23 protein-coding genes are annotated in these 22,876 nt (G+C 61.8%); 5 read left to right on the top strand and 18 right to left on the bottom strand.

Features of this window, described 5'->3' with window-relative positions; genetic code table 11:
* Nucleotides 1-5: 5 nt before the first annotated feature.
* From B5M07_RS14040 to B5M07_RS14050, 3 genes are read left to right on the top strand one after another with little or no spacing between them, the layout of a single operon-like run.
* The gene (locus B5M07_RS14040) at nt 6-1,931 is read left to right on the top strand and encodes an OmpA family protein (RefSeq protein WP_120351767.1); all 1,926 of its coding nucleotides are present in this window, start codon (nt 6-8) and stop codon (nt 1,929-1,931) included.
* Nucleotides 1,918-2,241 carry a hypothetical protein gene (locus tag B5M07_RS14045; protein ID WP_007118939.1) on the top strand — a complete coding sequence of 108 codons (324 nt, stop codon included), beginning with the start codon at nt 1,918-1,920 and terminating at the stop codon, nt 2,239-2,241. The genes B5M07_RS14040 and B5M07_RS14045 overlap by 14 nt, the downstream gene beginning before the upstream one ends.
* A 24-nt stretch (nt 2,242-2,265) precedes the next feature.
* Nucleotides 2,266-2,661 carry a VOC family protein gene (locus B5M07_RS14050; protein WP_120351768.1) on the top strand — a complete coding sequence of 132 codons (396 nt, stop codon included), beginning with the start codon at nt 2,266-2,268 and terminating at the stop codon, nt 2,659-2,661.
* Between the two features lie 9 nt (nt 2,662-2,670).
* Here B5M07_RS14050 and B5M07_RS14055 read toward each other — a convergent pair whose 3' ends face one another.
* The 10 genes from B5M07_RS14055 to B5M07_RS14100 all read right to left on the bottom strand — a co-directional run bounded on the left by B5M07_RS14055 (nt 2,671) and on the right by B5M07_RS14100 (nt 11,310).
* Nucleotides 2,671-3,114 (bottom strand): molybdenum cofactor biosynthesis protein MoaE, encoded by a 444-nt coding sequence (locus B5M07_RS14055; RefSeq protein WP_120351769.1) that lies wholly within the window; start codon nt 3,112-3,114, stop codon nt 2,671-2,673.
* Nucleotides 3,115-3,117: 3 nt separating this feature from the next.
* Nucleotides 3,118-3,363 carry a molybdopterin converting factor subunit 1 gene (gene moaD, locus B5M07_RS14060; protein ID WP_120351770.1) on the bottom strand — a complete coding sequence of 82 codons (246 nt, stop codon included), beginning with the start codon at nt 3,361-3,363 and terminating at the stop codon, nt 3,118-3,120.
* Nucleotides 3,363-4,028 carry a CDP-diacylglycerol--glycerol-3-phosphate 3-phosphatidyltransferase gene (pgsA, locus tag B5M07_RS14065; RefSeq protein WP_120351771.1) on the bottom strand — a complete coding sequence of 222 codons (666 nt, stop codon included), beginning with the start codon at nt 4,026-4,028 and terminating at the stop codon, nt 3,363-3,365. The genes moaD and pgsA overlap by 1 nt, the downstream gene beginning before the upstream one ends.
* A gap of 78 nt (nt 4,029-4,106) precedes the next feature.
* A complete protein-coding gene (gene uvrC / locus B5M07_RS14070) occupies nt 4,107-5,975 on the bottom strand; it encodes an excinuclease ABC subunit UvrC (protein ID WP_120351772.1) in 1,869 nt (622 codons plus the stop codon).
* A gap of 285 nt (nt 5,976-6,260) precedes the next feature.
* Nucleotides 6,261-7,040, bottom strand: coding sequence for an SDR family oxidoreductase (locus tag B5M07_RS14075; RefSeq protein ID WP_120351773.1), 780 nt, complete (start codon nt 7,038-7,040; stop codon nt 6,261-6,263).
* Nucleotides 7,041-7,052: 12 nt separating this feature from the next.
* Entirely contained in the window at nt 7,053-8,012 is a 960-nt protein-coding gene (locus B5M07_RS14080) for a calcium/sodium antiporter (protein WP_205570870.1), read from the bottom strand.
* Between the two features lie 167 nt (nt 8,013-8,179).
* Nucleotides 8,180-8,977, bottom strand: coding sequence for a S49 family peptidase (locus B5M07_RS14085; protein WP_120351774.1), 798 nt, complete (start codon nt 8,975-8,977; stop codon nt 8,180-8,182).
* Between the two features lie 60 nt (nt 8,978-9,037).
* A complete protein-coding gene (locus B5M07_RS14090) occupies nt 9,038-9,799 on the bottom strand; it encodes an ABC transporter permease (RefSeq protein ID WP_067629772.1) in 762 nt (253 codons plus the stop codon).
* Nucleotides 9,796-10,725 (bottom strand): ABC transporter ATP-binding protein, encoded by a 930-nt coding sequence (locus tag B5M07_RS14095; protein WP_120351775.1) that lies wholly within the window; start codon nt 10,723-10,725, stop codon nt 9,796-9,798. Before B5M07_RS14095 ends, B5M07_RS14090 begins: the two co-directional genes overlap by 4 nt.
* Before the next feature lie 63 nt (nt 10,726-10,788).
* Entirely contained in the window at nt 10,789-11,310 is a 522-nt protein-coding gene (locus B5M07_RS14100; RefSeq protein ID WP_120351776.1) for a CoxG family protein, read from the bottom strand.
* Nucleotides 11,311-11,413: 103 nt separating this feature from the next.
* Between B5M07_RS14100 and B5M07_RS14105 the strand changes: the two genes are divergently transcribed.
* Nucleotides 11,414-12,394 carry a DMT family transporter gene (locus B5M07_RS14105; protein ID WP_120351777.1) on the top strand — a complete coding sequence of 327 codons (981 nt, stop codon included), beginning with the start codon at nt 11,414-11,416 and terminating at the stop codon, nt 12,392-12,394.
* On the opposite strand, the gene B5M07_RS14110 is transcribed toward B5M07_RS14105, so the two are convergent.
* The 6 genes from B5M07_RS14110 to B5M07_RS14135 all read right to left on the bottom strand — a co-directional run bounded on the left by B5M07_RS14110 (nt 12,391) and on the right by B5M07_RS14135 (nt 18,113).
* Nucleotides 12,391-13,356 carry an NADPH:quinone oxidoreductase family protein gene (locus B5M07_RS14110; protein WP_120351778.1) on the bottom strand — a complete coding sequence of 322 codons (966 nt, stop codon included), beginning with the start codon at nt 13,354-13,356 and terminating at the stop codon, nt 12,391-12,393. The two genes, B5M07_RS14105 and B5M07_RS14110, sit on opposite strands and share 4 nt — an antisense overlap.
* Before the next feature lie 83 nt (nt 13,357-13,439).
* The gene (locus tag B5M07_RS14115; protein WP_082849496.1) at nt 13,440-13,550 is read right to left on the bottom strand and encodes a DUF2474 family protein; all 111 of its coding nucleotides are present in this window, start codon (nt 13,548-13,550) and stop codon (nt 13,440-13,442) included.
* Nucleotides 13,550-14,557, bottom strand: coding sequence for a cytochrome d ubiquinol oxidase subunit II (gene cydB, locus B5M07_RS14120; RefSeq protein ID WP_067629754.1), 1,008 nt, complete (start codon nt 14,555-14,557; stop codon nt 13,550-13,552). Before cydB ends, B5M07_RS14115 begins: the two co-directional genes overlap by 1 nt.
* 1 nt (nt 14,558) lies before the next feature.
* Nucleotides 14,559-16,007, bottom strand: coding sequence for a cytochrome ubiquinol oxidase subunit I (locus B5M07_RS14125; RefSeq protein WP_120351779.1), 1,449 nt, complete (start codon nt 16,005-16,007; stop codon nt 14,559-14,561).
* 88 nt (nt 16,008-16,095) lie between these two features.
* The gene (locus tag B5M07_RS14130) at nt 16,096-17,445 is read right to left on the bottom strand and encodes a HAMP domain-containing sensor histidine kinase (RefSeq protein WP_120351780.1); all 1,350 of its coding nucleotides are present in this window, start codon (nt 17,443-17,445) and stop codon (nt 16,096-16,098) included.
* Nucleotides 17,442-18,113, bottom strand: coding sequence for a winged helix-turn-helix domain-containing protein (locus B5M07_RS14135; protein ID WP_120351781.1), 672 nt, complete (start codon nt 18,111-18,113; stop codon nt 17,442-17,444). The genes B5M07_RS14130 and B5M07_RS14135 overlap by 4 nt, the downstream gene beginning before the upstream one ends.
* Before the next feature lie 162 nt (nt 18,114-18,275).
* On the opposite strand from B5M07_RS14135, the gene B5M07_RS14140 reads away from it, so the two are divergent.
* Complete coding sequence (locus tag B5M07_RS14140) at nt 18,276-19,397, top strand: Do family serine endopeptidase (protein ID WP_120351782.1); 1,122 nt, start codon at nt 18,276-18,278, stop codon at nt 19,395-19,397.
* Nucleotides 19,398-19,500: 103 nt separating this feature from the next.
* On the opposite strand, the gene B5M07_RS14145 is transcribed toward B5M07_RS14140, so the two are convergent.
* Both B5M07_RS14145 and B5M07_RS14150 read right to left on the bottom strand, forming a co-directional pair.
* On the bottom strand, nt 19,501-20,139 hold the full coding sequence (locus tag B5M07_RS14145) for a response regulator transcription factor (protein ID WP_120351783.1): 639 nt from the start codon (nt 20,137-20,139) through the stop codon (nt 19,501-19,503).
* A gap of 1 nt (nt 20,140) precedes the next feature.
* Nucleotides 20,141-22,657: a PAS domain-containing protein gene (locus tag B5M07_RS14150; protein ID WP_120351784.1), complete on the bottom strand. Its 2,517-nt coding sequence runs from the start codon at nt 22,655-22,657 to the stop codon at nt 20,141-20,143.
* Between the last annotated feature and the right edge of the window lie 219 nt (nt 22,658-22,876).

A 22,876-nucleotide genomic window follows, 5' to 3' on the forward strand; every position in this document is an offset into this window, starting at 1 on the left:
CGCCCATGCGCCTCTCCGCCATTTTCATGATCGCCCTGACCTTTGCAGCCGCAGGGGTGGTCTCTCTCGTGGCGGCAAGCTTTTCGGTGCAGTTGATCGAGGATACTTCCGAAATCGGTGTGCGTGACGCGCTGGACGATCAGGGCATGACATGGGCCGAGGTGCAGGCCGATGGTCTGCAAGTCACCCTCGCCGGGATCGCCCCGACCGAGGCCGTGCGTTTCCGCGCCCTGTCGACCGCAGGCACCGTGGTCGACGCCGCTCGCGTGATCGACGAGATGGAGGTCGAGGCCCAATCCGGCATCGCCCCGCCGCGCTTCTCTGCCGAGGTTCTGCGCAATGATGCGGGCATCTCGATCATTGGCCTGATCCCCACCAGCACCGACCGCGAGGCGGTGATCGACGCCTTTGATGACATGGCGGGTGACGCCACGGTGACTGACCTGTTGGAAGCTGCCGACTATCCAGCCCCCGAAGGCTGGGAAGACGCGCTGAACTTTGCGGTGCGTGCCATGGCGGACCTGCCCCGCGCCAAAGCCTCGGTCGATGCGGGGCGCGTGACGATCACCGCCATCGCCGACAGCGCCGCCGCCAAGGCCCAGATGGAGCGTAAACTGCAGCGCGCGGCCCCGCCCAGCCTGCGGCTGCGGCTCGACATTGCAGCACCCCGCCCGGTGATCACCCCCTTTACCCTGCGGTTTGAGATCGACGCCGAAGGCGCGCGTTTCGACGCTTGCTCTGCCGATACCGAAGCCGCCGCCAACCGCATCCTGAAGGCGGGCATCGCCGCCGGCGCGTCAGAAAGTGCCGATTGCACCATCGGTCTGGGTGTGCCCAGCCCGAACTGGGGCCGCGCCGTGGCGCTGGCCATCGAAGCGCTGAGCCGCGTGGGCCAAGGCGCCATTTCTTTCGCGGATGCAGACATTACATTGCTGGCTGCGCCCGGCACCGATTCCAACACCTTCGACCGCGTTGTGGGCGAGTTGGAAAACGCCCTTCCGGATGTTTTCGCCCTGACCGCGAAATTGCCGAAAGTCGAAGACCCCGACGCAGGCCCGCCCGAATTCACCGCCACCCTCTCTCCCGAGGGGCAGGTGCAACTGCGCGGACGGCTCTCGACCGAGGGGCTGCGCGATCTGGCGGACAGCTACGCGAAATCGCATTTCGGATCGGCCAATGTCTATACCGCCGCACGTCTGGACGAGACCCTGCCGGACGATTGGGCCACCCGCGTCCTGACCGGGCTGGAGGCCATGGCCTCGCTCGCCAACGGCTCTGTCAACGTCACGCCCGACCGGCTTGAGGTCATGGGCAACACCGGCAACAAGGATGCGAACACCACCGTTGCCTCACTCTTGGCCGACAAGCTGGGCGAAGGTGCGGATTACAGCATCGACATCACCTATCAAGAAAAGCTCGACCCCATCGCGGGTCTGCCCACACCCGAAGAATGCGAAGCCGAGATTCGCGAAATCCTGAAAATCGGCAAGATCACCTTCGAGCCGGGCAGCGCCACGATCGACGCGGCCGCTTTGGGTACGATGGATGATATCGCCGAGGTGCTGAAACGCTGCGGTGACATCCCGCTGGAAATTCAGGGCTACACCGACAGCCAAGGCCGCGAATCGATGAACCTGTCGCTGTCGCAAAGCCGCGCGGAATCGGTTCTGAACGAATTGCGCGCCCGCCGGGTGCTGACCTCGTCCTTCCTTGCCAAGGGCTACGGCGAAGAAAACCCCATCGCCGACAACAAGACCGAGGATGGCCGCGAAGCCAACCGCCGCATCGAATTCCGCCTGATCCAACCCGAGGCTGAGACGCCCGAAGACGAAACAGCGCTGGAATCTGCTGAAGAAACGGGCGATACCACGGCAGAAGAGATCGGGGAATCCGACGAAACCGAAGAAGGCAGCGGTGATGAGCAGAACTGAGTTTGTCCTGGCAACAGCCATCATTCTTTTCGTGGCCTTCTGCATGGGATGGTTCGCCAATTGGCTGCTGAACCGCTTTACCCGCGTGGCTGCCGATGATGTGGCCCAGCTTGATCGGATGAGCCAAGAGCTTCACGAAGCGGAAGAAACCCGCGATCAAGCGATCACCTATCTGCAACAGCGCGAAGCCGAGTTGACCAACCAGCTCGCCCAGACTGAGGCAGAGCTGCGCGCTGCGATGGACGGGCTGCGCGACGCCCGCCATGAGGCCGAAGAAATGCGCGCCTATATCGAGCGTCAGAAAGCCTGACCCCTAAGCGCTTCCGGAGATCCCATGGCCAAACTTGCCCATTCCATGATCCGCGTCTTAGATGAGGCGGCATCGGTGAAATTCTACGAAGACGTCTTCGACCTTAGAATCGCCGACCGTTTGGATTTTGACAGCTTCACCCTGATCTACCTGCGCGACGCCTCGGGCGATTTCGAGCTGGAGCTGACAGTCAACAAGGACCGCGATACGCCCTATGATCTGGGCGACGGCTATGGCCATCTGGCCTTTGTGGTCGAAGACCTCGAGGCCGCCCGCGACACCGCGATCAAAGCCGGAGCCGCCCCATGTGACATCGTCGATTTTCGCCCAGCCGGAGAGACGGTGGCGAAGTTCTTCTTTGTGGCGGATCCGGACGGCTATCAGATCGAAGTCATCGAAAAAGGCGGACGCTTCGCCTGAAGCAGAGGCTTACCAGCGCTCTAGCGCAGCCTCATCATCGTCTTTTGCAGCGACCCACTCCTCCCCCTCAGCCGTGATCTCGCGCTTCCAGAATGGCGCGCGGGATTTGAGGTAATCCATCAAGAACTCCGCCGCCTCGAATGCGCTGCGGCGATGCCGCGCTGCCGTGGCGACCATCATGATCTGTTCGCCCGGCACCAGACGCCCATGGCGGTGGATCACCAGCGCATCTTGCAGTTCGAACCGCGTAACGGCCTGCTGCGCAATCTCGCGCAGCGCCTTTTCGGTCATGCCCGGGTAATGTTCGATCTCCATCGCGCTCAGCGTGCCTGCATCATTGTCGCGCACGACGCCGGTAAAGGTCACAATCGCACCGCTGCCGCCTTCGCCTTTCGCAAAGCGCGCGGTTTCCTCGGCCAGATCAAAGGGTTCTACCTGCACCAATACGCGCATGGATCAGCCCCCGGTCATTGGTGGGAAAAAGGCCACTTCGCGTGCACCCTCAAGCGGCGCGTCGAAGTCGGTCAACTCCTGATCCACAGCCACGCGCAATGCGGAGAGGTCAGAAAACGCCATCTCGTAACGCTCCTCTCGGCCACGTAATTCTTCGACCAGTTCGGCCACGGTCGTGGCTTGGCTTTCCACCCGCTCACGCGGCAGGCCGATCCGTTCGCGAACCCATGCAAAATAGAGGACATCCATTAGATTGGCTCCTTCAGATGTGGCAGCGCCTTGCGCAGGTAGTCAAAGCCGGTGATGGCGGTCAGCACGGCGGCGACCCACAGCAGGACCAGCCCCAACAGCCCGGCCCATTCCATCCCGGCAAGCTTCCAACCCAGCCCCAGAGTATCTTCGACCTCGCCATCAAGGATCGCTTCGATCATCTGCTGGTCCATGCCGAAAACGCTCATCCCAAGATAATGTTCGAACACGCCTTGCGAGAACAGCACGGCGATCGCGATCATCTGTAGGGTCGTCTTCCACTTGGCCAGTTGGGTGACCTTCAAGGTGCCCGCAACGTCGCCCAGATATTCACGCAGGCCCGAGACAAAGACTTCCCGAAACAGGATCAGCGTGGCGGGCAGCACCAGCCAAGGCGACCAGCTGGAAAAGGCCACGATCACCATCAGCGCGATCACGACCATCGCTTTGTCGGCAATCGGGTCGAGCATGGCGCCCAGTTTGGTTTCCTGCCCCCAAGCGCGGGCCAGATAGCCGTCAAACCAATCCGTCACCGCCGCCCCGACGAAGAGCACCAATGCGAACCAGTCGGCGTAGGGGCGCGTAAAATAGAGAAACATGACCGCCACACCGGGGGCCGCGACCAGCCTGAGCAGGGTCAGGATATTGGGCAAATTCCATTTCATGACGTTATCCTATCTTGCGCCGTTCGCGGCTGAAAGGACGAAACCGCGCCAGCGGCCTGCCCTTCGGCGGACGCATACCTAACCCTTTTCATGGAAGTAGCCATAAATTGTCTCTGCCAGCGCATCCGACAACCCTTCGACGGCCTTAAGATCGCTAAGGTTCGCGCGGCCCACCGCCTTGGCCGAGCCGAAATGCGCCAAAAGCGCCCGCTTGCGCGCAGCCCCGACGCCCGGCACATCGTCAAGCGGCGTGGCACTGACCCCCTTGGCGCGTTTCGCACGGTGGGTGCCGATGGCGAAACGGTGCGCCTCGTCACGCAGCCGCTGCACGAAATAAAGCACCGGATCATTGTGCCGCAGCGCCATGACGCGCTTGCCGACACGGTGGAACTCTTCCTTGCCCGCATCCCGATCAATGCCCTTGGCGACGCCGACCATCGGAATGTCCTGCACCCCATGCTGCGCCATAATCGAGGCCACGGCGCTCACCTGCCCGGCCCCCCCGTCGATCAGCAGCAGATCGGGCCAAAGCCCACGACTTCGGTCTGGGTCTTCTTTAATCAGGCGTTTAAACCGGCGGTGCAGCACCTCTTTCATCATGCCAAAGTCATCACCGGGGGTCAGGTCATCGCCGCGGATGTTGAACTTGCGGTACTGGTTTTTCATCATCCCTTCGGGGCCCGCGACAATCATCGCGCCCACCGCATTGGTGCCTTGGATGTGCGAGTTGTCGTAAACCTCTATCCGATCGGGCGGTTTTGGCAGATCAAAGGCATCGGCCAGTCCCTGTAACAGCTTGGTCTGGGTCGCCGTCTCGGCCATCTTGCGGGCTAGGCTTTCGCGCGCGTTGCGCAGGGCACCGTCGACCAGTTCGGCCTTCTCGCCCCGCTGTGGCACCAACAGTTCCACCTTGCGACCAATCTTGCCGCTCAGCGCTTCGGCCATCAGATCGGGGTTTTCGATCTCATTGCTCAGGATCAACTGCCGCGGCGGCTCGCGGGTGTCGTAGAACTGGCCGATGAAAGCCTCCAGCACTTCGGCGGCGTCCACATCGGCCCCGACGCGGGGGTAGTAGTCCCGATTGCCCCAGTTCTGGTTGGCACGGATGAAGAAGACCTGCACGCAGGCCTGTCCGCCCTCCATATGGAGCGCGATGATGTCGGCCTCGTTCACCCCTTGCGGGTTAATGCCTTGGGCCGTTTGCACCTGCGTCAGCGCCTTGATCCGGTCGCGCAGAGCGGCGGCGCGTTCAAACTCCATCGCCTCAGATGCCTCGGCCATATCCTGCGCCAGACGGCCCTGAATCTCGGTCGATTTGCCACTCAGAAACCGCTCCGCATCACGGACGGTCTGGCGGTATTCCTCGGCCGAGATCTTGCCGACGCAGGGGGCCGAGCAGCGTTTGATTTGGTGTTGCAGACAGGGCCGTGTGCGGCTGTCGAACATCGCATTGGAACAGTCCCGCAACAGGAAGACCCGCTGCAACTGGTTGAGCGTCCGGTTCACCGCGCCCGCGCTGGCGAAGGGGCCATAATAGCTGCCCTTCTCCTTCTTCGCGCCGCGGTGTTTCTTGATCTGCGGATAGTCGTGATCGGCGGTGACAAGGATATTGGGAAAGCTTTTGTCGTCGCGCAGCAGCACGTTGAACTTGGGCTTGAGCTGCTTGATCAGGTTCTGCTCAAGAAGCAGCGCCTCGGTTTCCGTCTTCGTGGTCAAAAACATCATCGAAGCGGTATTGGCAATCATCCGCGAAATGCGGCCCGAATGCCCCGTCGGCCGCGCATAGGACGACACCCGCGCGCGCAGGTTCCGCGCCTTACCAACATAGAGCACGCGGCTCTCCGCATCGAGCATCCGGTAGACGCCCGGCGAGGAATCGAGCGACTTCAGATAGGCCTGAATCACTTGGCGGCCTTGCGGCGGAGGGCTGTCGTTTGGCGTGGTCATCTCAGGCGCTGATTCTCGTGCTTCGCTGCAATAGGACGGCAATGGGGGCAAGCTTTAACATGTCCACCAAACATGTGGATAACTCTGCCGATAACTTCTGGGCATCTTGGATTTCTCTTTGTTTTTAACATGGTTCGCTGATTTGCCTGTTTTTTAGGCACGCCCGTAATGGACTGATTTTGCTCATTTTTTTGTTTGCCATGAAACAAGCCCCTGAAAACAAAAGGGTTTCGGTAACACTTTGGTTACATAGGTTAACGAGGTGCAAAACTTCCCGCATGGCCGTTAGTTTCGGGGGCTTTTAGGGCTTGTATCCCACTGCAAATGTTCGCCGCCATCGGTGCAGATAAGCTGCCCTGTGACGCCCGGCGAATCGATGAAATAGCCCAGTGCCGCCGTGATATCCTCTGGATTTGCCCCCCGGCCCAAAACCGTGCCGCGGCGCTGCGCGGCAAAGTCTTCGGCGTCTTGATGCGGGCCTTGCAACGTGGGGCCGGGACCGATGCCATTGACCCGGATCGCCGGGGCCAGCGCCTGCGCAGTGGTGCGCGTCATTGCCCAAAGGCCCATCTTGGCGATCGTATAGGTGGTGAATTCCGGCGTCAGGTTGCGCACCCGCTGGTCCAGCATATTGACGATCAAACCGCGCGCACGCGGCTCGCCCCCGGCGTCGACCTTGGGCATCAGCCCCTGCCCCGCCATCGCCTGCGTCAACACGAAGGGCGCCCGCAGGTTGCTGCCCATATGGCGGTCCCAGCTTTCACGGCTGGCGCTCGCGATATCGTCCTGCTCGAATATCGAGGCGTTGTTCACAAGGCAGGTGATGGGCCCGCTAAGCGCCTCTGCCGCGCGGGGCAACAGCGCCCCGGCTGCGGTATCGTCCAAAAGGTCGGCTTGCAGGGCCACGGCGCGACGGCCCATGGCCGTGATCTCAGCGGCGGTTGCCTCGGCCCCGGCACGCGAGGTGGCGTAATGCACCGCCACGTCAAAGCCCCGCTGCCCGAGATAGAGCGCCATGGCGCGGCCCAGACGTTGCCCGGCTCCGGTCACCAATGCCCGCCGCATCTGCCGCCCTCCTCAGATCAGGATGATTAACAAATAAAGCCCGTAAAGCGCGCTGAGCGCCACACCCCAAAGCCGTGTGATGTCGCGCCCCAGATAGACGAAGGGGATCAGCAGCAGCGACGCGCCCAGCATCACCCACAGGTCGATCCGCAAGAAGGCTTCGTCGACCGAGATCGGGCCGACAAGGCTTGCGATGCCGATAATTGCCAGCAGGTTGAACATGTTCGAACCAATGACGTTCCCAAGCGCCACATCCGCTTGACGGCGCAGCGCCGCCATCACCGTGGTCGCCAGTTCCGGGAGCGACGTGCCCACCGCCACCAGCGTCAGGCCGATCACCGTGTCGCTGACACCGTAGGTCTGGGCGATGAGCGTCGCATTATCCACCAAAAGGCTCGCGCCCAAGGGCAGGCCGATCAGCCCGAGGATCAGGAACAGCGCAATCTGCCAGCCCGCCATGTCGGGGTCGGCGCCTTCGGGCTCTTCCTCTTCCTCAACCTCCCCGCTCCGGCAGGCGCGGCGGTGATCTTTGGCATCGCCGAAAGCATCGTAGAGCATATAGGCCAGACCGGAGAGCAGGATCAGCCCCGAGATCCAGTCGAACACACCGCGGAAGGCCAACGCGATAAAGAGCAGCGATGCCGCGATCATCTGATTATAGGTCTTGCGCGTGCTGCATTCAGAGGTGTGCATCGTCGCCAACAGAGCGGGAATGCCCAGCACCATCAGGATGTTAGCCGTGTTCGACCCGACCACATTGCCAAGCGCCAGCCCTGGCACCCCGTCCAAGATTGCCTTGACCGAAATCAGGAGTTCCGGTGCCGAGGTGCCGAAGGCCACGATCGTCAAACTGACGATCAGCGCGGGTACGCCAAGGCGCAGCGACAGGTTCACCGCACCTTTCACCAACGCATCCCCCGCAAACAGCAGGATCACGAGGCCAAGCCCCGAAAGTAGCCACGGCATCAGCATCAACGCCCTCCCTTACAGGCACAATCGCCTTTGCCAATGCGGTAACGTCCGCAGTCACGGCATTTGGTCCGGGATAGGCGTTTGCCCCCCAGCCAATGCATTTTTCCAAACCAAGCGAGCAGGCCCATGGCCACCAGAAAGAGCAAAACGATCTTAAAAACCATGGGCTAGAGACCAAACCGCGCATAGGCCGCGCGTTCCTCTATGCCCTGCACCGCGTCCTGCACCATCTGCACGCCAAAGCGTGACAGCAGCCCGCGTTTCACACCGTAGCGGCGCAGTTTCACCTTGTCACCAAAGCGCTCTTTCAGAAGCGGTTTCAGATGGCCGACACCGTCGATCAAGCCCAGTTCGGCGGCGCGTTTCGCCAGCCAGATTTCCCCGGTAAAGAGGTCTTGCCCCTCGGGCAGCTTGCCCGCGCGGCGGGTCTTTATGTGGTCGATAAAGTTCTCATGAATGTCTTCGAGCAGCGTTTTCAGCCGCGCGACATCTTCGGGGTTTTCCGGGCGGAAGGGGTCGAGCATGGATTTGCTCTGCCCTGCCGTATAGACGCGCCGCTCAACCCCGTGTTCGCGGATGAATTCATGCACCCCGAAAGAGGCAGAGATCACCCCGATGGAGCCCACGACCGAGCTTGGGTCCGCGTAAATCTCATCTGCCGCCGCAGCCAGCCAATAGCCGCCCGACGCGGCGACATCTTCGACGAACGCAATGACGGGAATGTTCTTTTCCTCAGACAGCCGCCGGATACGCGCGCCGATCAACGAGGATTGCACCGGGCTCCCACCGGGAGAGTTAATCTCCAGCGCGACAGCGGCAGGCTTGCCCTTAGCAAAGGCCTTTTCGATGACCGGCCCCATCGTGGCATCGTTCAACACCGCACGGCCCTGCGAGCCGATCATGCCGGCAAGCCGGATCACGGAAACGCTGGGCGGGGATTTTAGGAAGGGCAGCCGAATTCTCATTCTTCTCATGTAGAACGCCCACCCGGTGCAAACAAGGCGGGCGCAGAAGTTTCGCGGCCCTCAGGCCCGCAGACGCCAGCCGGTGCGGAAAATCCACCAGATCACGCCAAGGCAAAGCGCCGTGAACAGCGCGATTGCCGCAAGGCTGGTCAGGATCGGCACATCGGCAGAGCCGAAAAACGCCCAACGAAAGCCTGAGATCAGATAGACCACCGGGTTGAAGTGCGAGATCACCTGCCAGACCGGCGGCAGCATCGAGATCGAGTAGAAAGACCCGCCAAGGAAGACCAGCGGCGTGACTATTAAGAGCGGCACAAGTTGCAACTGCTCAAAATTCCCTGCCCAGATGCCGATGATGAACCCCATAAGCGCGAAGCTAATGCAGGTCAGGATCAGGAAAGCGACCATGGCGATGGGATGCTGGATGGTGATATCGACAAAGAAAAACGCCGTGATCAAGATAATCGTGCCGATGAACAGCGCCTTGGTGGCCGCCGCACCGACATAGCCGATGACGATCTCGAAAAAGTTGATCGGGGCCGAGAGAAGTTCATAGACCGTGCCGATAAATTTCGGGAAATAGATGCCGAAAGAGGCGTTTGAGATCGACTGCGTGATGACGCTGAGCATGATCAGCCCCGGCACGATAAAGGCGCCATAGCTCACGCCCTCGACCTCTTCGATACGGCTGCCGATGGCTGCGCCGAAGACGACGAAGTAAAGCGACGTCGACAGCACCGGCGAGATGATGCTTTGTGTGATGGTGCGAAAGAAACGCGCCATTTCAAAGGCGTAGATGGCTTTGATCGCGGTCCAGTTCATGCCGCATCCTCCTTGAGCAGATCGACAAAGATATCTTCCAGACTGCTCTGCCGCGTCGCCACGTCTTGCAGCACCAAACCGCTTTCGGCGACTTTGGACAGCAGCTTGGTGATCCCGGTCCGCTCGGCGTTGGTGTCATAGGTATAGATGAGAGACCGTCCATCGGCGGACAGTTCAACATCCGGTGATTGCAGCGCCAGCGGCACTTCGGCAATCGGCTCAGTGAGCTGCACTTCGAGTTGTTTCTTACCCATCCGCGCCATCAGCGCGTCTTTCTCTTCGACCAGCAGCAACTCGCCTTTGGCGATGACTCCGATACGGTCGGCAATTGCCTCGGCCTCTTCGATGTAATGGGTGGTCAGGATGATCGTCACGCCAGAGGCTTTCAGCCCCGCCACGATCTCCCACATGTCCTTGCGCAGTTCCACGTCGACGCCCGCGGTAGGCTCGTCCAGAAACAGCACCTTTGGGTCATGCGACAGTGCTTTGGCGATCAGCACGCGGCGTTTCATCCCACCCGAAAGCTCACGGATCTGGCTGTCTTTCTTGTCCCAGAGCGAGAGTTGACGGAGGATTTTCTCCAGAACCGCTTCATCCGCCGGACGGCCAAACAACCCCCGAGAGAAGCGCACGGTGTTCAGCACCTTTTCAAACGGTTCAAGGTTAATCTCTTGCGGGACCAGCCCGATCATCGAGCGTGCGGCTCGGAAATCGTCCTTAATGTCATGGCCACCAACGGTCACTGTGCCACTGGTCGCGGTGGTGATGCCGCAAATGGTCGAGATCAGCGTCGTCTTGCCCGCCCCGTTGGAGCCCAAAAGCGCGAGAATCTCGCCCTGTTCGATCTGTAGGTTGACCCCTTTAAGCGCCTCGAAACCGCCCGCGTAGGATTTACGCAGGTTCTGAATATCCACGATTGTCGGCATGGTCGTCTCCGCTTTGGTAAGGCGGGCAACCTAACTGGCTTTGGGCCGGGTGAACAGATGCGTTCAAGTCTTGGCGCGGCCGAACCAGCCCTTTTTGGCGGGGGCGTCTTCGCCGGGGGTTTCGGGCTCAGCGCCCTTTTCCGGCGTGCCTTCGAGCGAAGACTGCAGATTGTCGAAGAACTGATCCGCCATTTTCTTGGCAAAACCGTCGATGATCCGGCTGCCAAGCTGCGCCAGTTTGCCGCCAACCTTGGCCTCCACATCATAGCTCAACTCGGTGCCGCCGTCCTTTTCGGCAAGCCGCACTTCCGCGCCGCCCTTGGCGAAACCGGCAGCGCCGCCCTTGCCCTCGCCGGTGATCGTCAGTGCTTCGTTCGGCACCAGATCAGAGAGCTTCACATGCCCCTTAAAGGTCGCCTTCACCGGGCCGACCTTTTGCACCACCGTGGCGTCATAGCCGTCTTCGACCGAGCCGGTTACGTCTTGGGCGCCGGGCACGCAGGTTTGCAGCATCTCAGGGTCCAGAAGGGCTGCATAGACCTCGGCCGGGGTGGCGGCGATCTGGCGGGTGTCGGACATCTGCATGGCTGGCTCTCCCTTAAAGCGATGCGCCCAGCCTAGCGGGTAATTCTGCGCAAACCAATGTCAAAGCGCTGGACCTCTCGTGCCGGGCTGGTAGGTCTTTGCCATGACAACCACTCCCCATAACCGCGCTGGTCTGGCGATCGGGCTGATCCTTCTTGGCGTGGCCGCGATTTCGGTCAATGACATGCTGATCAAGCGCCTGTCGGGCGGCTATCCGCTGCATCAGATCGTTTTCACCCGCTCGGCCATCGGGATCGTGTTGGGGCTGTTGCTGGTCAAACTCGAAGGCGGGTTTCACCTGCTCAAGACGCGGCAGCCGGGGCTGCACCTGCTGCGCGGGCTGCTGATCGTGATCTCGAACATGTCGTTCTTTCTGGCGCTTTCGGTCCTGCCGTTGGCCGAAGCGACGGCCCTGTTCTTTGCCGCACCCCTGTTCATCACGCTGCTGTCGATCCCGGTCTTGGGTGAAAAAGTCGGCCCGCTGCGGCTTGGCGCGGTGATCGTGGGGTTTATCGGCGTGGTTATTATGATGCGCCCTTGGGCTTCTACGACGACGCTCGAAGTTTCCCGCTGGGTTCTGATGCTGCCGGTGCTAGCAGCGCTGACCTATGCGTTGAACCAGCTGATGACCCGCAAGCTCGGCGTGAACTCCAAAGCCTCGGCCCTGATGGTCTATATTCAGGCCGCTTTTGTCGCCGTGTCGCTGGGGTTTTTCCTGATCGCGGGCGATGGACGTTTCGTGGATGAAGGCAGCAACCCCTCGCTCCAGTTCCTGCTGCGCGCATGGATTTGGCCCGCACGAGAGGATTACCTCACCTTCCTCGGCATTGGCCTCAACATCGCGCTAATCGGCTATTGCCTGAGCCAAGCCTACCGGCTGGGCGATGCGGCCACGGTGGCGCCCTTTGAATATATCGGCCTGCCGCTGGCGGTGTTCTGGGGTTTTGTGATCTTCGGTGACCTGCCGGTCTGGGAGGTCTGGGTCGGGATCGCGCTGATCCTCGCCTCTGGCCTTTTCGTTTACCTGCGCGAGCGCCAAAGGGCGCTGCGCGTAACACGTTTGCAGGGCGGGCGGCGGGCCTAGCGGGCCACCTCGACCACCACCTTGCCCGTTGCCTTGCGGTCGCGCAGCAGGGCCAGCGCTTCGTTGGCCTGCTCCAGCGGCATGACGTTGCTGACATGGGGCTTGAGCTTGCCGGCGACATACCATTCGATCAGCTCGGCGAAACTGTCGGTCAGCACCGAGGGCTTAATCTTGGCATAGCCGCCCCAGTAAAAGCCCAACACGCTCAGGTTCTTGACCAGCAGGATATTCGCCGGGATCTGCGGCACCTCACCGCTGGCAAAACCTAGCGGGATCAGCCGCGCTTCGGGGTTGCAGGCGCGCATGGCGGCTTTGAACTGATCGCCGCCCACCGGGTCATAGACCACATCCGCACCGCCCAATTCCTTGACGATGGCGCGGATGTCGTCGGTCTCGGAATTGATCAGGTGATCGGCACCCGCCTCTTTGCAGACTGCGAGTTTGTCCGCGCCGCGTGCCACGGCGATCACCTCGGCCCCCATCAGCTTGCCCAGTTCCACCGCCGTCAGGCCAATGCCGCCCGAGGCACCCAAGACCAACAGCCGCTCACCCGGTTGCAACCGCGCCTTATAGTCCAACGCGACATGGCTGGTGCCGTAAGCGATGAGGAAAGCTGCTGCATCCACGGCGGTCATCGCTTCGGGGATCGGCACGCAGACCGCGGCGGGAATGGCCGCATATTCGGCCAGCCCGTCAAATCCGGTATAGGCCGCCACGCGCTGCCCGACTTTCAGGTGATCGACCCCCTCGCCCAAAGCGGTGATCGTGCCCGCCATCTCCATCCCCAAGGTAAACGGCAGCGGCGGCTTTTCCTGATAGGTGCCTTTGATGATCAGCAGGTCCCCAAAGTTCAGCCCGCAGGTATCGACTTGGATCAGCACCTCGCCCTGCGCCGGCATCGGCATCTCAAGCTCTTGCAGGGTGAGCGGTTCGTCATAGGCGGTGACTTGCATGGCGCGCATCGGGCTGTCCTTTCGTGCTGCTTTGGGCTTGAAGAGGCCAGATGCCGCCGCACTTGGCAAGGCCCGAGGCGCGCGCCGCTGCGTCAGCCGGGCATGATCACCAGCCGGATGCCATAGGCCACCACCGCCAGCAAGGCGACGCTGGCCAGCCAAAGCGCCACGAACCAGCCGCTGCGTTTCAGCCATTTTCCCATCAGTGATAGCCCTCCTCGGGGTCGATCTTGCCGCGGAACACCCAATAGGCATAGGCCGTGTAGCTGAGGATCAGCGGCAGCAGCACCAGCGTGCCGACCAGCGCGAACATCAGGCTTTCATCGGGGGCGGCGGCATCGGCGATGGTCAGGCTTGGCGGCACCATATGCGGGTAAAAGCTGATCCCGATGCCGATGAAGCCCAACACGAACAGCGCCTGCGCACAGAGGAACGGCTGAATGTCCGCCTTGCGTTGCAAGCCGCGCAGCATCCCAAAGGCCGCAAGCGCCACCAAAAGCGGCACCAAGCCGCTGAACAGCGCCGTGGGCCACGCGAACCACCGCTCGAAATAGACGGCATCGGTGAACGGCGTCCAAAGGCTGACCATCCCCATGAAGACCAAAGTCGCCACCGCCAGCGGCCAGGCGAGGCGGCGCATGTGGGCCTGTATGCGGCCCTCAAGCTTCATGTTGAGCCACGTGGCCCCCAGCAGAGCATAGCCCACGGTCACCGCCACCCCGGTCAGGATCGAGAAAGGCGTGAGCCAATCCCACCAGCCGCCCGCATAGGCGCGGCCTTCGATCTCGATCCCCTGCACCAGCGCGCCAAGGGCGATGCCCTGACAGAAGGAGGCCACCAGCGAGCCGCCGAAAAACGCCATGTCCCACAGGGGCTTCCAACGTTTGGTGCGCCAACGGTACTCGAACGCCACGCCGCGAAAGATCAGCCCCAGCAGCATCAGGATGATCGGCATGTAAAGCGCGGGCATGACAACCGCATAGGCCAGTGGAAAGACCGCAAAAAGCCCACCGCCGCCCAGCACCAGCCAAGTCTCGTTGCCGTCCCAGATGGGGGCGACCGAGTTCATCATCACGTTGCGCTCGCCCTCGTCCTTGGTCATCGGAAAGAGCAGCCCAACCCCCAGATCGAACCCGTCGAGGACGACATAGATCAGCACGGCACCGGCGATGATCCCGGCCCAGATGAACGAAAGTTCCAGTCCAAACATCTCAGCTATCCTCGCGCTTGTTTTTGACCGCTTTGTCTCTGACCGCCGCCTCTTCGCCGACAGCAAGGATCGGCCCGTCATCCTGCGCGGCGTCATCCTGCGCCGCGTCGCGTTCGTCTTCCAGCACATGATCCACAACCGGTTTGCGCATCATCGCCACGATATACCACGTGCCCGCGCCAAAGACGAAAAAGTACACCACGATGAAAGCGATCAGCGAGGTCGCCACGGCAGGTGCCTCAATCGGTGCAAGGCTTTCAGAGGTTCGCAGCAGCCCGTAAACCGTGAAGGGCTGCCGCCCGACCTCGGTCGTGATCCAGCCCGCCAGCACCGCGACAAAGCCGGTCGGCCCCATCAGCAGCGCCAACCGGTGCAACAGCGGCGCGTCGTAGAGCCGCCCCCGCAGCCGCGCGAGTGCGGCCCAAAGACCCAGCCCCAGCATCGCAAAACCAAGCGCAATCATGATGCGGAAAGACCAGAAGACAATCGCGACGGGCGGCTCATCCTCATCCGGGATCGTGTCGAGCCCCGGCAGCGGCGCGTTCAGATCATGCTTTAGGATCAGTGAAGAGAGCTTGGGGATCTCGACCGCATAATCAATGCGCTTTTCTTCGGGGTTCGGGATGCCGAAAAGGATCAGCGGTGCGCCATCTGGATGGCTGTCGTAATGCCCCTCCATCGCCATGACCTTGGCGGGCTGATGCTCCAGCGTGTTGAGGCCGTGCATGTCGCCCGCAAAAATCTGTAGCGGCGTGACCAACAGAAGCATCCACATCGCCATCGAGAACATCCGCCGCGCGGCCCGGTCGGCGTGATCGCGCAGCAAGTGCAAACCGCCAACCCCGCCCACGACCAGCGCCGTGGTCAGATAGGCCGCCAGCACCATATGCACCAACCGGTAGGGGAATGACGGGTTAAAGACGATCGCCCACCAGTCCTCGGGCACGAATTGCCCCACGTCGTTGATGCCAAAGCCCGCAGGGGTCTGCATCCAGCTGTTGACCGACAGGATCCATGTCGCCGAGGCCAGCGTGCCCAGTGCCACCAGCGCTGTGGCAAACATATGCAGCCCGTCGCCGACCCTTTTGCGGCCAAAGAGCATGATGCCAAGGAACCCGGCTTCGAGGAAGAAAGCCGAGAGGACTTCATAGGCCATCAGCGGCCCGACAACCGGCCCTGCCTTGTCGGAAAACACCGACCAGTTTGTGCCGATCTGGTAGGACATGACGATGCCCGAGACGACCCCCATGCCAAAGGCCACGGCAAAGATTTTCTTCCAATAGTTAAAGAGCTTCAGATAGGTTTCTTCGCGTTTCCACAGCCAAAGCGCGTTCAGCACGGCCAGAAAACTCGCCAACCCGATCGAGAAAGCCGGGAAGATGATGTGAAACGAAACCGTGAATGCAAACTGCACCCGCGCTAGGATTTCGGCGGTGTAACCGTCGAGCATGAGAAGCCCTCGCGTGTTGTTTCCTGACCTATATAGGACCGGGGGGAGGGAGAGGCACAGGCTAAATTGCCGCAGTCCTTTGCGCGCGCTAACTGTCGAAGGTTATCACGACGCGCAGCCCCGGCGCGTTGTCGATCAGTTCCAGCCTTGCCCCATGCAGTTTCGCCACCCCATCGACCAGCGCCAGCCCCAGCCCATGGCCCGGCGTGCCTCGGCTGCGGTCAAGCCGGTAGAGCCGCTGCAGCACTTTGTCGCGGTCCGCCGCCGGAATGCCGGGGCCGCTGTCCGCTAAAGTGAGCACGACCTGTCCTGCCGTCTGGTTCAACGATATCTCTACCGCTTCGGCATCGCCGGAATGGCGCAGAGCGTTCTCGATCAGATTGGCCAGCAGTTGGCCCAACAGCGCCCGGTCGCCGGTGACATGGGTCGATGTCTCCGGCAGATCGCAGAGCAAGCGTTTGCCCTGCTCCCCCGCTGCGGGCTCATAAAGCTCGATCATGGTGCGGCAAAGCGCGGCCAGATCGACGGGGGCGAAATGGGCGCGGGCGTCGCCCTGCTCTACCTGCGCCAATTGCAGCAGGGATTGGAAAATGGCCGCGATACCGTCCAACTCGGCGCGGGCGCGGGCCAGCGGCTCGGCGCGGTCCTCGCCCGTGGCCTCGGCCCGATCCAGATCGTCCAGATGCACCGAGACACGCTGTATCGGCGTCTTCAGATCATGCGCGATATCCAGTGACACCTGCCGCAACGCCGCCACAGAGGTTTCCTGCGCCCGAGCCATCTGGTTCACCGCCTCTCCGATGCGCAGCAGGTCATCCGACCAGCGTGCCCCCGGCGCGACCCTTGCTGCCAGATCGCCCGCAGTGAGCCGGTCCAGCGTGGCGCGGATCACCTCAACATGACGTTTAGAGCGTCGGGCAAGGATCAGCCCGCCCGAGAGCGCAATCAGCACCGTGGGCAGAAGGCTGACCAACAGAATGTTGACGAAAACCTCACGCAGGGCCGTGATCTCGGCCCGGCTGCGCGCGATGGTCAAAAGCCCGCCATAAAGCGTGTCGGTCAGGGTCAGATAAACCCCGGTATACTGCGCCCGCGCCGCGCCGATTGAGACGATGTGATAGCCCTCGTTGTCCCGCGCGATGGCCCCGTTGCCGTAGATACGCCCATTCGGGCCGATATAGCTGAGGATCAGACGGTTGGGATCAGTCTCACGCGATTCCGCCTCGACCAGCCGCGCCAATGCCGAGGCGCCCGGGGCGGCGCGAAAGCCTGCCATGTCCTGCGCCAGATCGGCGCGGATGGCCTGCTCGAACGACCGCTGCGTGACCGCATAGCTTGCCGCGAGGCTTAAAAGGCTGACGATGGTGAACAAAAGCACCAGCAAAAGCGCCAGACGCAGCGGCATCGACCGCCAGAGCCCCGCCAGCCGCGCCCTCATGCGTCGATCCTATAGCCCGCGCCGCGCACGGTTTGGATCAACTCGGTGTGAAAGGGCCGGTCCACTTTGGCGCGCAACCGGCTGATGTGGGTTTCGACCACATTGGTCATCGGATCAAAAGAGATATCCCAGACGGCCTCTAGCAGCATGGTGCGCGTCTGCACCCGGCCTTTGCGGCGCATCAGATGCTCCAACAAAGCAAATTCGCGCGGCAGCAAGTCGATGTCCTGCCCGGCCCGCGTCACCCGGCGGCTGATGAGGTCCATCGTCAGATCCCCGGCGCGCAGGGTGGTCTCCTGCTCCAACGCCTGCGGACGACGCGCCAGTGCGTTCACCCGTGCCGACAGTTCGCCAAAGGCAAAGGGTTTGACCAGATAATCATCTGCCCCGGCGTTCAGCCCGTCGATCCGGTCTTCGACCGCGCCCATTGCCGTGAGCAGCAACACCGGTGTGGCATTGCCTGCCCCGCGCAGGGTTTTCAGCAGGGTCAGCCCATCAAGTTCCGGCAGCATCCGGTCGAGGATCAGCACGTCATATTGCCCGGTGGTGGCCTGCACCAACCCGTCGCGGCCATCGGCCACCACATCCACCGCATGCCCCTCTTCGCGCAGGCCGCGCGCGATATAGGTGCTGGTGGTGGTATCGTCTTCGACAACAAGCAGTTTCATCGCAGTCTCATGTAGGATCACCAAAGGTTTAGGGCAAATCCGCGGCCCACGCATCCTGCGGCCTGCATTCTCACAAATTTGTATAGCCCCTGCGACGGGGCTGTAAAACCTGCGCCCCAAATAGGGGTCCAGAAACACCGAATGCACAGCAAGGAGCATCTCATGAACCAGACCTTTTCCAAGGCCCCCCGCGCCGCCGCCCTTGCGCTGAGCGCCGCCGTCGCCGCGACCCCGATGCTGGCGCTTGCGCCCACAGCCGCGCTGGCCGTCCCGGCTGGCGGCTATGCCGACTTGGTCGAGGCCGTCTCTCCCGCCGTGGTCTTTATCGAAGTGACCGCGAAACAGCAAAGCACACAGATCCAGCAGCAACTGCCCCCCGGCATGTCCGAAGAACTGCGCCGCCGGTTTGAACATATGCTGCCCGACCAACCCGGCGCCGAAGCGACTCCGCGCCAAGGTCTGGGGTCCGGTTTCATCATCTCCGAAGATGGCCAAATCGTGACAAACCACCACGTCGTCGCAGGCGCCGAGACGGTAACCGTGAAGCTCGCCGATGGCCGCAGCTTTGACGCCGAGGTCGTGGGCAGCGACGCGATGACCGACATCGCGCTGCTAAAGGTCGCCGCGGATGTGGACCTGCCCAAGGTGGACTTCGGCACCTCCAAGACCCTGCGCGTCGGCGATGAAGTCGTGGCCGTGGGCAACCCCTTTGGTCTTGGCGGCACCGTGACTTCGGGCATCATTTCGGCCCTGTCGCGTGACATTCAGGCCGGGCCGTTCGATGATTTCATCCAGACCGACGCGGCGATCAACCGCGGCAACTCCGGCGGGCCGCTGTTTAACAACGATGGCGAAGTCGTGGGCGTGAACACCGCGATCCTGTCGCCGGGTGGCGGCTCTGTCGGGATCGGCTTCTCGGTGCCTTCTGACCTCGTGCAGACCATCGTGGCCGATCTGGCCGATGACGGCTTGGTCGAGCGTGGCTGGCTGGGTGTGCAAATCCGGCAGATGACCCCCGAGGTCGCCAATGTGCTGGGCTATGACGAGCCGCGCGGCGCGGTGATCGAAGCGGTTTCCGAGGACAGCCCCGCCGCCAAAGCGGGCCTTAAGAAAGGTGATATCATCCTGTCCTTCGGCGACACAGAGGTGGACGATCTGCGCGACCTGACCCGCGCGGTGGCAACCACCACGCCTGAGACGGCGGCAGAGGTTGTCGTGCTGCGCAAAGGATCTGAGCAGACCCTCGACGTGACCGTGGGCACGCTGGAACCCAAGCCGGCGTGATCCATGCCTTCCCGGCGCCCCTCATGTCGCCGGGAAACCCCAGCCCTTAACCCTCGCCGGGGCTGGGCAGCCTGCCCCGGTGGTCCTGCACTGCCGGGGCTTTTTACGCGCGCTCGCTGTCTTCGGCTGAGGCGGGCGGCGCATTGTGAATATGAAAGCGCACCAGTTCCGCGACCGAATTCGCCTCAAGCTTGCGCATCACCCGCGCGCGGTGCACCTCAACCGTTTTGATGGAGATATCCATCTCACTGCCGATCTCACGGTTCGAGAGCCCCGCCACCACCCGTTCAAAAACCCGATGCTCTTGCGGGGTGAGCCGGGCCAGCAGCTGCGCATTCTCTACCTCGGCCTCTTCGCCCTTGCGCCGCGCGGCATCGGCCTGAAGGGCGGTGTTGATGAGGTCGAGCATGTTCTGGTTGTTGAAGGGTTTTTCGATGAAATCCACCGCGCCTGCCTTCATCGCCGTCACGGCGGTAGAGACATCGCCGAAGGCCGTCATCAAGATCAGCGGCACTTTGATCCCCCGCGCATTCAGCGCCTTTTGCAGTTCTAGCCCGCTCATCCCCGGCATCCGTACATCGCTGACGAGGCAGCAGTTGCCACTGTCCTCATAGCTGTCGAGGAACGCGGCCGCCGATGCAAATGGAATCGCGCGCAGCCCGACAGACCCCAGCAACCACACCAGAGACTCCCGCACCGCGGCGTCATCATCAACGACGTAAACGATCCCGTTTTCTGACATTTTACTTTTGCACCTCCAGCGGCAGACGCACGCTCAGGCAGGCCCCCTCTGCATCGGATTTCGTCACGGCGATTGTCCCGCCATGCGACAGAACGATCGTTTCGCAAATCGCCAGCCCCACGCCAAGCCCCTTGTCCTTGGTCGAGCGGAAGGCGCTGAAGGCCGTCTGCGCAGGCATGTCCGGGGCAAATCCGCGGCCCGCATCGGCCACGACGATCACGATCTCCTCCGCCTCGCACCGCGCAGAAACCGAAACTTCGGCATCAGGGCGACCCGCTTCCCGGCAGGCATCAATGCCGTTCTTGATCAGGTTGATCAAAAGCTGCTCAATCTCGATCCGGGCGCAGGTCAACTCGACCTCCCCACATTGATCGTCGATCTCCACGGCGACGCCGGTGGCCGAGCTTTCCGGCTGGATCAACAGTTGCACCGAGCGCAGGATATCTTCGAAGCGCACCGCATGGCGGTCGGCATCGTCACTGTGCAGATAGTTCGACATGGACCGCAGGATGGCGCTGGCCCGTTCCGATTGGCTTTGCATATTATTAAGCACGGCGATCATATCCTCTCTCTCAAGCTGGTCGTTCTTGGCCCGCAACACACAGCCTGCGGCAAAATTGTGAATAGCCGCTAAAGGCTGGTTCAATTCATGGGCGATGGCAGCGGTCATCTGGCCCAATGTCTCGCGCCGGTTGAGCAGTTGCAGCGCCGTTTCATGGCGGTGCAACCGCTCTTCGCGCTCGACCTTTTCGGTGATGTCGGATGCGATGGTCAAAAGCCCGCCTGCGGCCACGGGGTAATCCGTCACCTCCAACCAGCGCCCCTTGGAAGACCGCGCACGAAAGAACTTGGCCGGGGTGTTGCGCCGATCGCGCCGCTGCTCGCTCCAGCGGACCTTGCCTTCGGCGGTCGTGGCCAGTGTGCCGGTTCGCGTGAAATGCGCGAGCAACTCATCAAAGTGCTTTCCGATGATGTCGCCGTCCATCCCGGCGTAGGTCGCGCGGTATTCCTCGTTGCAATAGACCAAGCGGTCGTTGCTGTCGAAAAGCGCCACCATGGTCGAGATGGTCTCAAAAGCCAGCGCCAGCGCCTCCAGCGCGCTTTTGCGCTCAGTCTCGGCCATGGCGATTTCGGTCATGTCGAAACAGGTGCCGCGATAGCCTGCCAATTGAGCGTGGCTGTCAAAAAAGGGTTTGCCCGACATGTCGATTTGCCGCGCCCGCCCATCCCCGAGGGGCAGAACCAACCGCAAGTCCCGGAACGGCGCCCGGGCGGCCAATCTTTGCTGAAGCTGGTCGAAATCGCCTTGGTCTTGCGCCAGATCGGCCTCGGCGAGGGTCTTGCCCAGAGCGAAAATCGGGGTTTCCGCATCGGTTTGACGGCCCCCGCCGGACAGGAAGGTGAACCGCCCATCGGCGTCCATCTCCCAGACCCAATCGGTCGCGCTTTCGGTGAAATCGCGAAACCGGGTTTCGCTTTCCACCAGATCGGTGAGGACGTTCTGCTGATCCGTAACATCTTGGATCGCGGCCAAAAGATGCACCTGACGCCCCCGGTTCAAGCGGCGAATGCAGGTGCGCGCTTCGATCTGGCGACCGTTGGCGGCCAGAAACTTTACATTCTCGACCACGTCGCGGGGGCGGCTGCCAGCCATATGCAGGTTGTTGCGGATCGTGGCGCGGCTGCGCGGCTCGACAAAGCTTTGGCCCTGCTGCCACATCTCGCGCAGACTCTGCGCATCGCGGCCCAAGAGCGCCTCCACCTCGGGAGAGACATCAACCAGCGCGCCCTCTTGATCCCATTCCAGATAGCCCACCCCCGCCACCTCAGCCGCGAGCGCGTGTTTCGCCGCGCTGACCTCTGCGTCATGCACCGCGTCCTGCGAGGCGGAGCGGTCCATTATCATCACCAGCACCCCCACCACCTGCCCCCGGTCGGATAGGGGCTGATAGATCGCCGCCCCTTGGGAGCGGGCCAGAACCGGGCGCGAGAAATCGAAACGCCATGTGACCTGCCGCCCGGCCAGCGCCTTTTCGAGGTTGTCCGACACCTCCTCCAGCAGGTCCGGCGGGATAATCTGCGACAGGTGTTTGCCCACGATCTCATCGGCGGATTTCCCAAAGGAGGCGCTATAGGCATCATTGACGAAGGCATAGGTCATATCCGGTGTCAGAAAGGCCGCCTGCACGGGCACATCGTTCAGTAAATCGGGCAGTTTCCTGCGGGTCTCATCGGAGTTGGCGCTGCCCTGAAGCTTGCGTCGGTTGCGCATCACGCGCCAAACCTGCGCCACCAGAACGGCAAATGCGGCGGTCGCAAAGACCAGCTCGATCGGGTCACTATAGGCCCCGCCGCGCGGCGCAGACGCCAGCACCACGGCGATATACATCGACAAAACCGCGATCTCGCCAGCCACGGCAAACCGGTTTACCGCATCGCCAACCTGCTTTGCGATCATCACGCCGGACAAGACGATTCCACACAGCGCAATCAATGTGAACGCCGCGACCAAGCTCATGCGCACCTCTACTTTCCGTTGAAACTTCGGCTTTTTCCGCCGCCATGTCTATTGGGGGAAACCCTGACAGGCGGTCATTAACCATGTCCTTGGATGGCCATACGACCGACTGAAATGATATCGTGAAAATATATCCCGAAATTTCAGGACCTTGTTCACCCCTGTAGGGGATAACCCTGATTTGGCTGGGGCTTTGCCCAATTGGCGTCGAAATTCGGG

The organism is Sulfitobacter sp. D7 (assembly GCF_003611275.1).
Taxonomy (GTDB): Bacteria; Pseudomonadota; Alphaproteobacteria; order Rhodobacterales; family Rhodobacteraceae; genus Sulfitobacter; species Sulfitobacter profundi.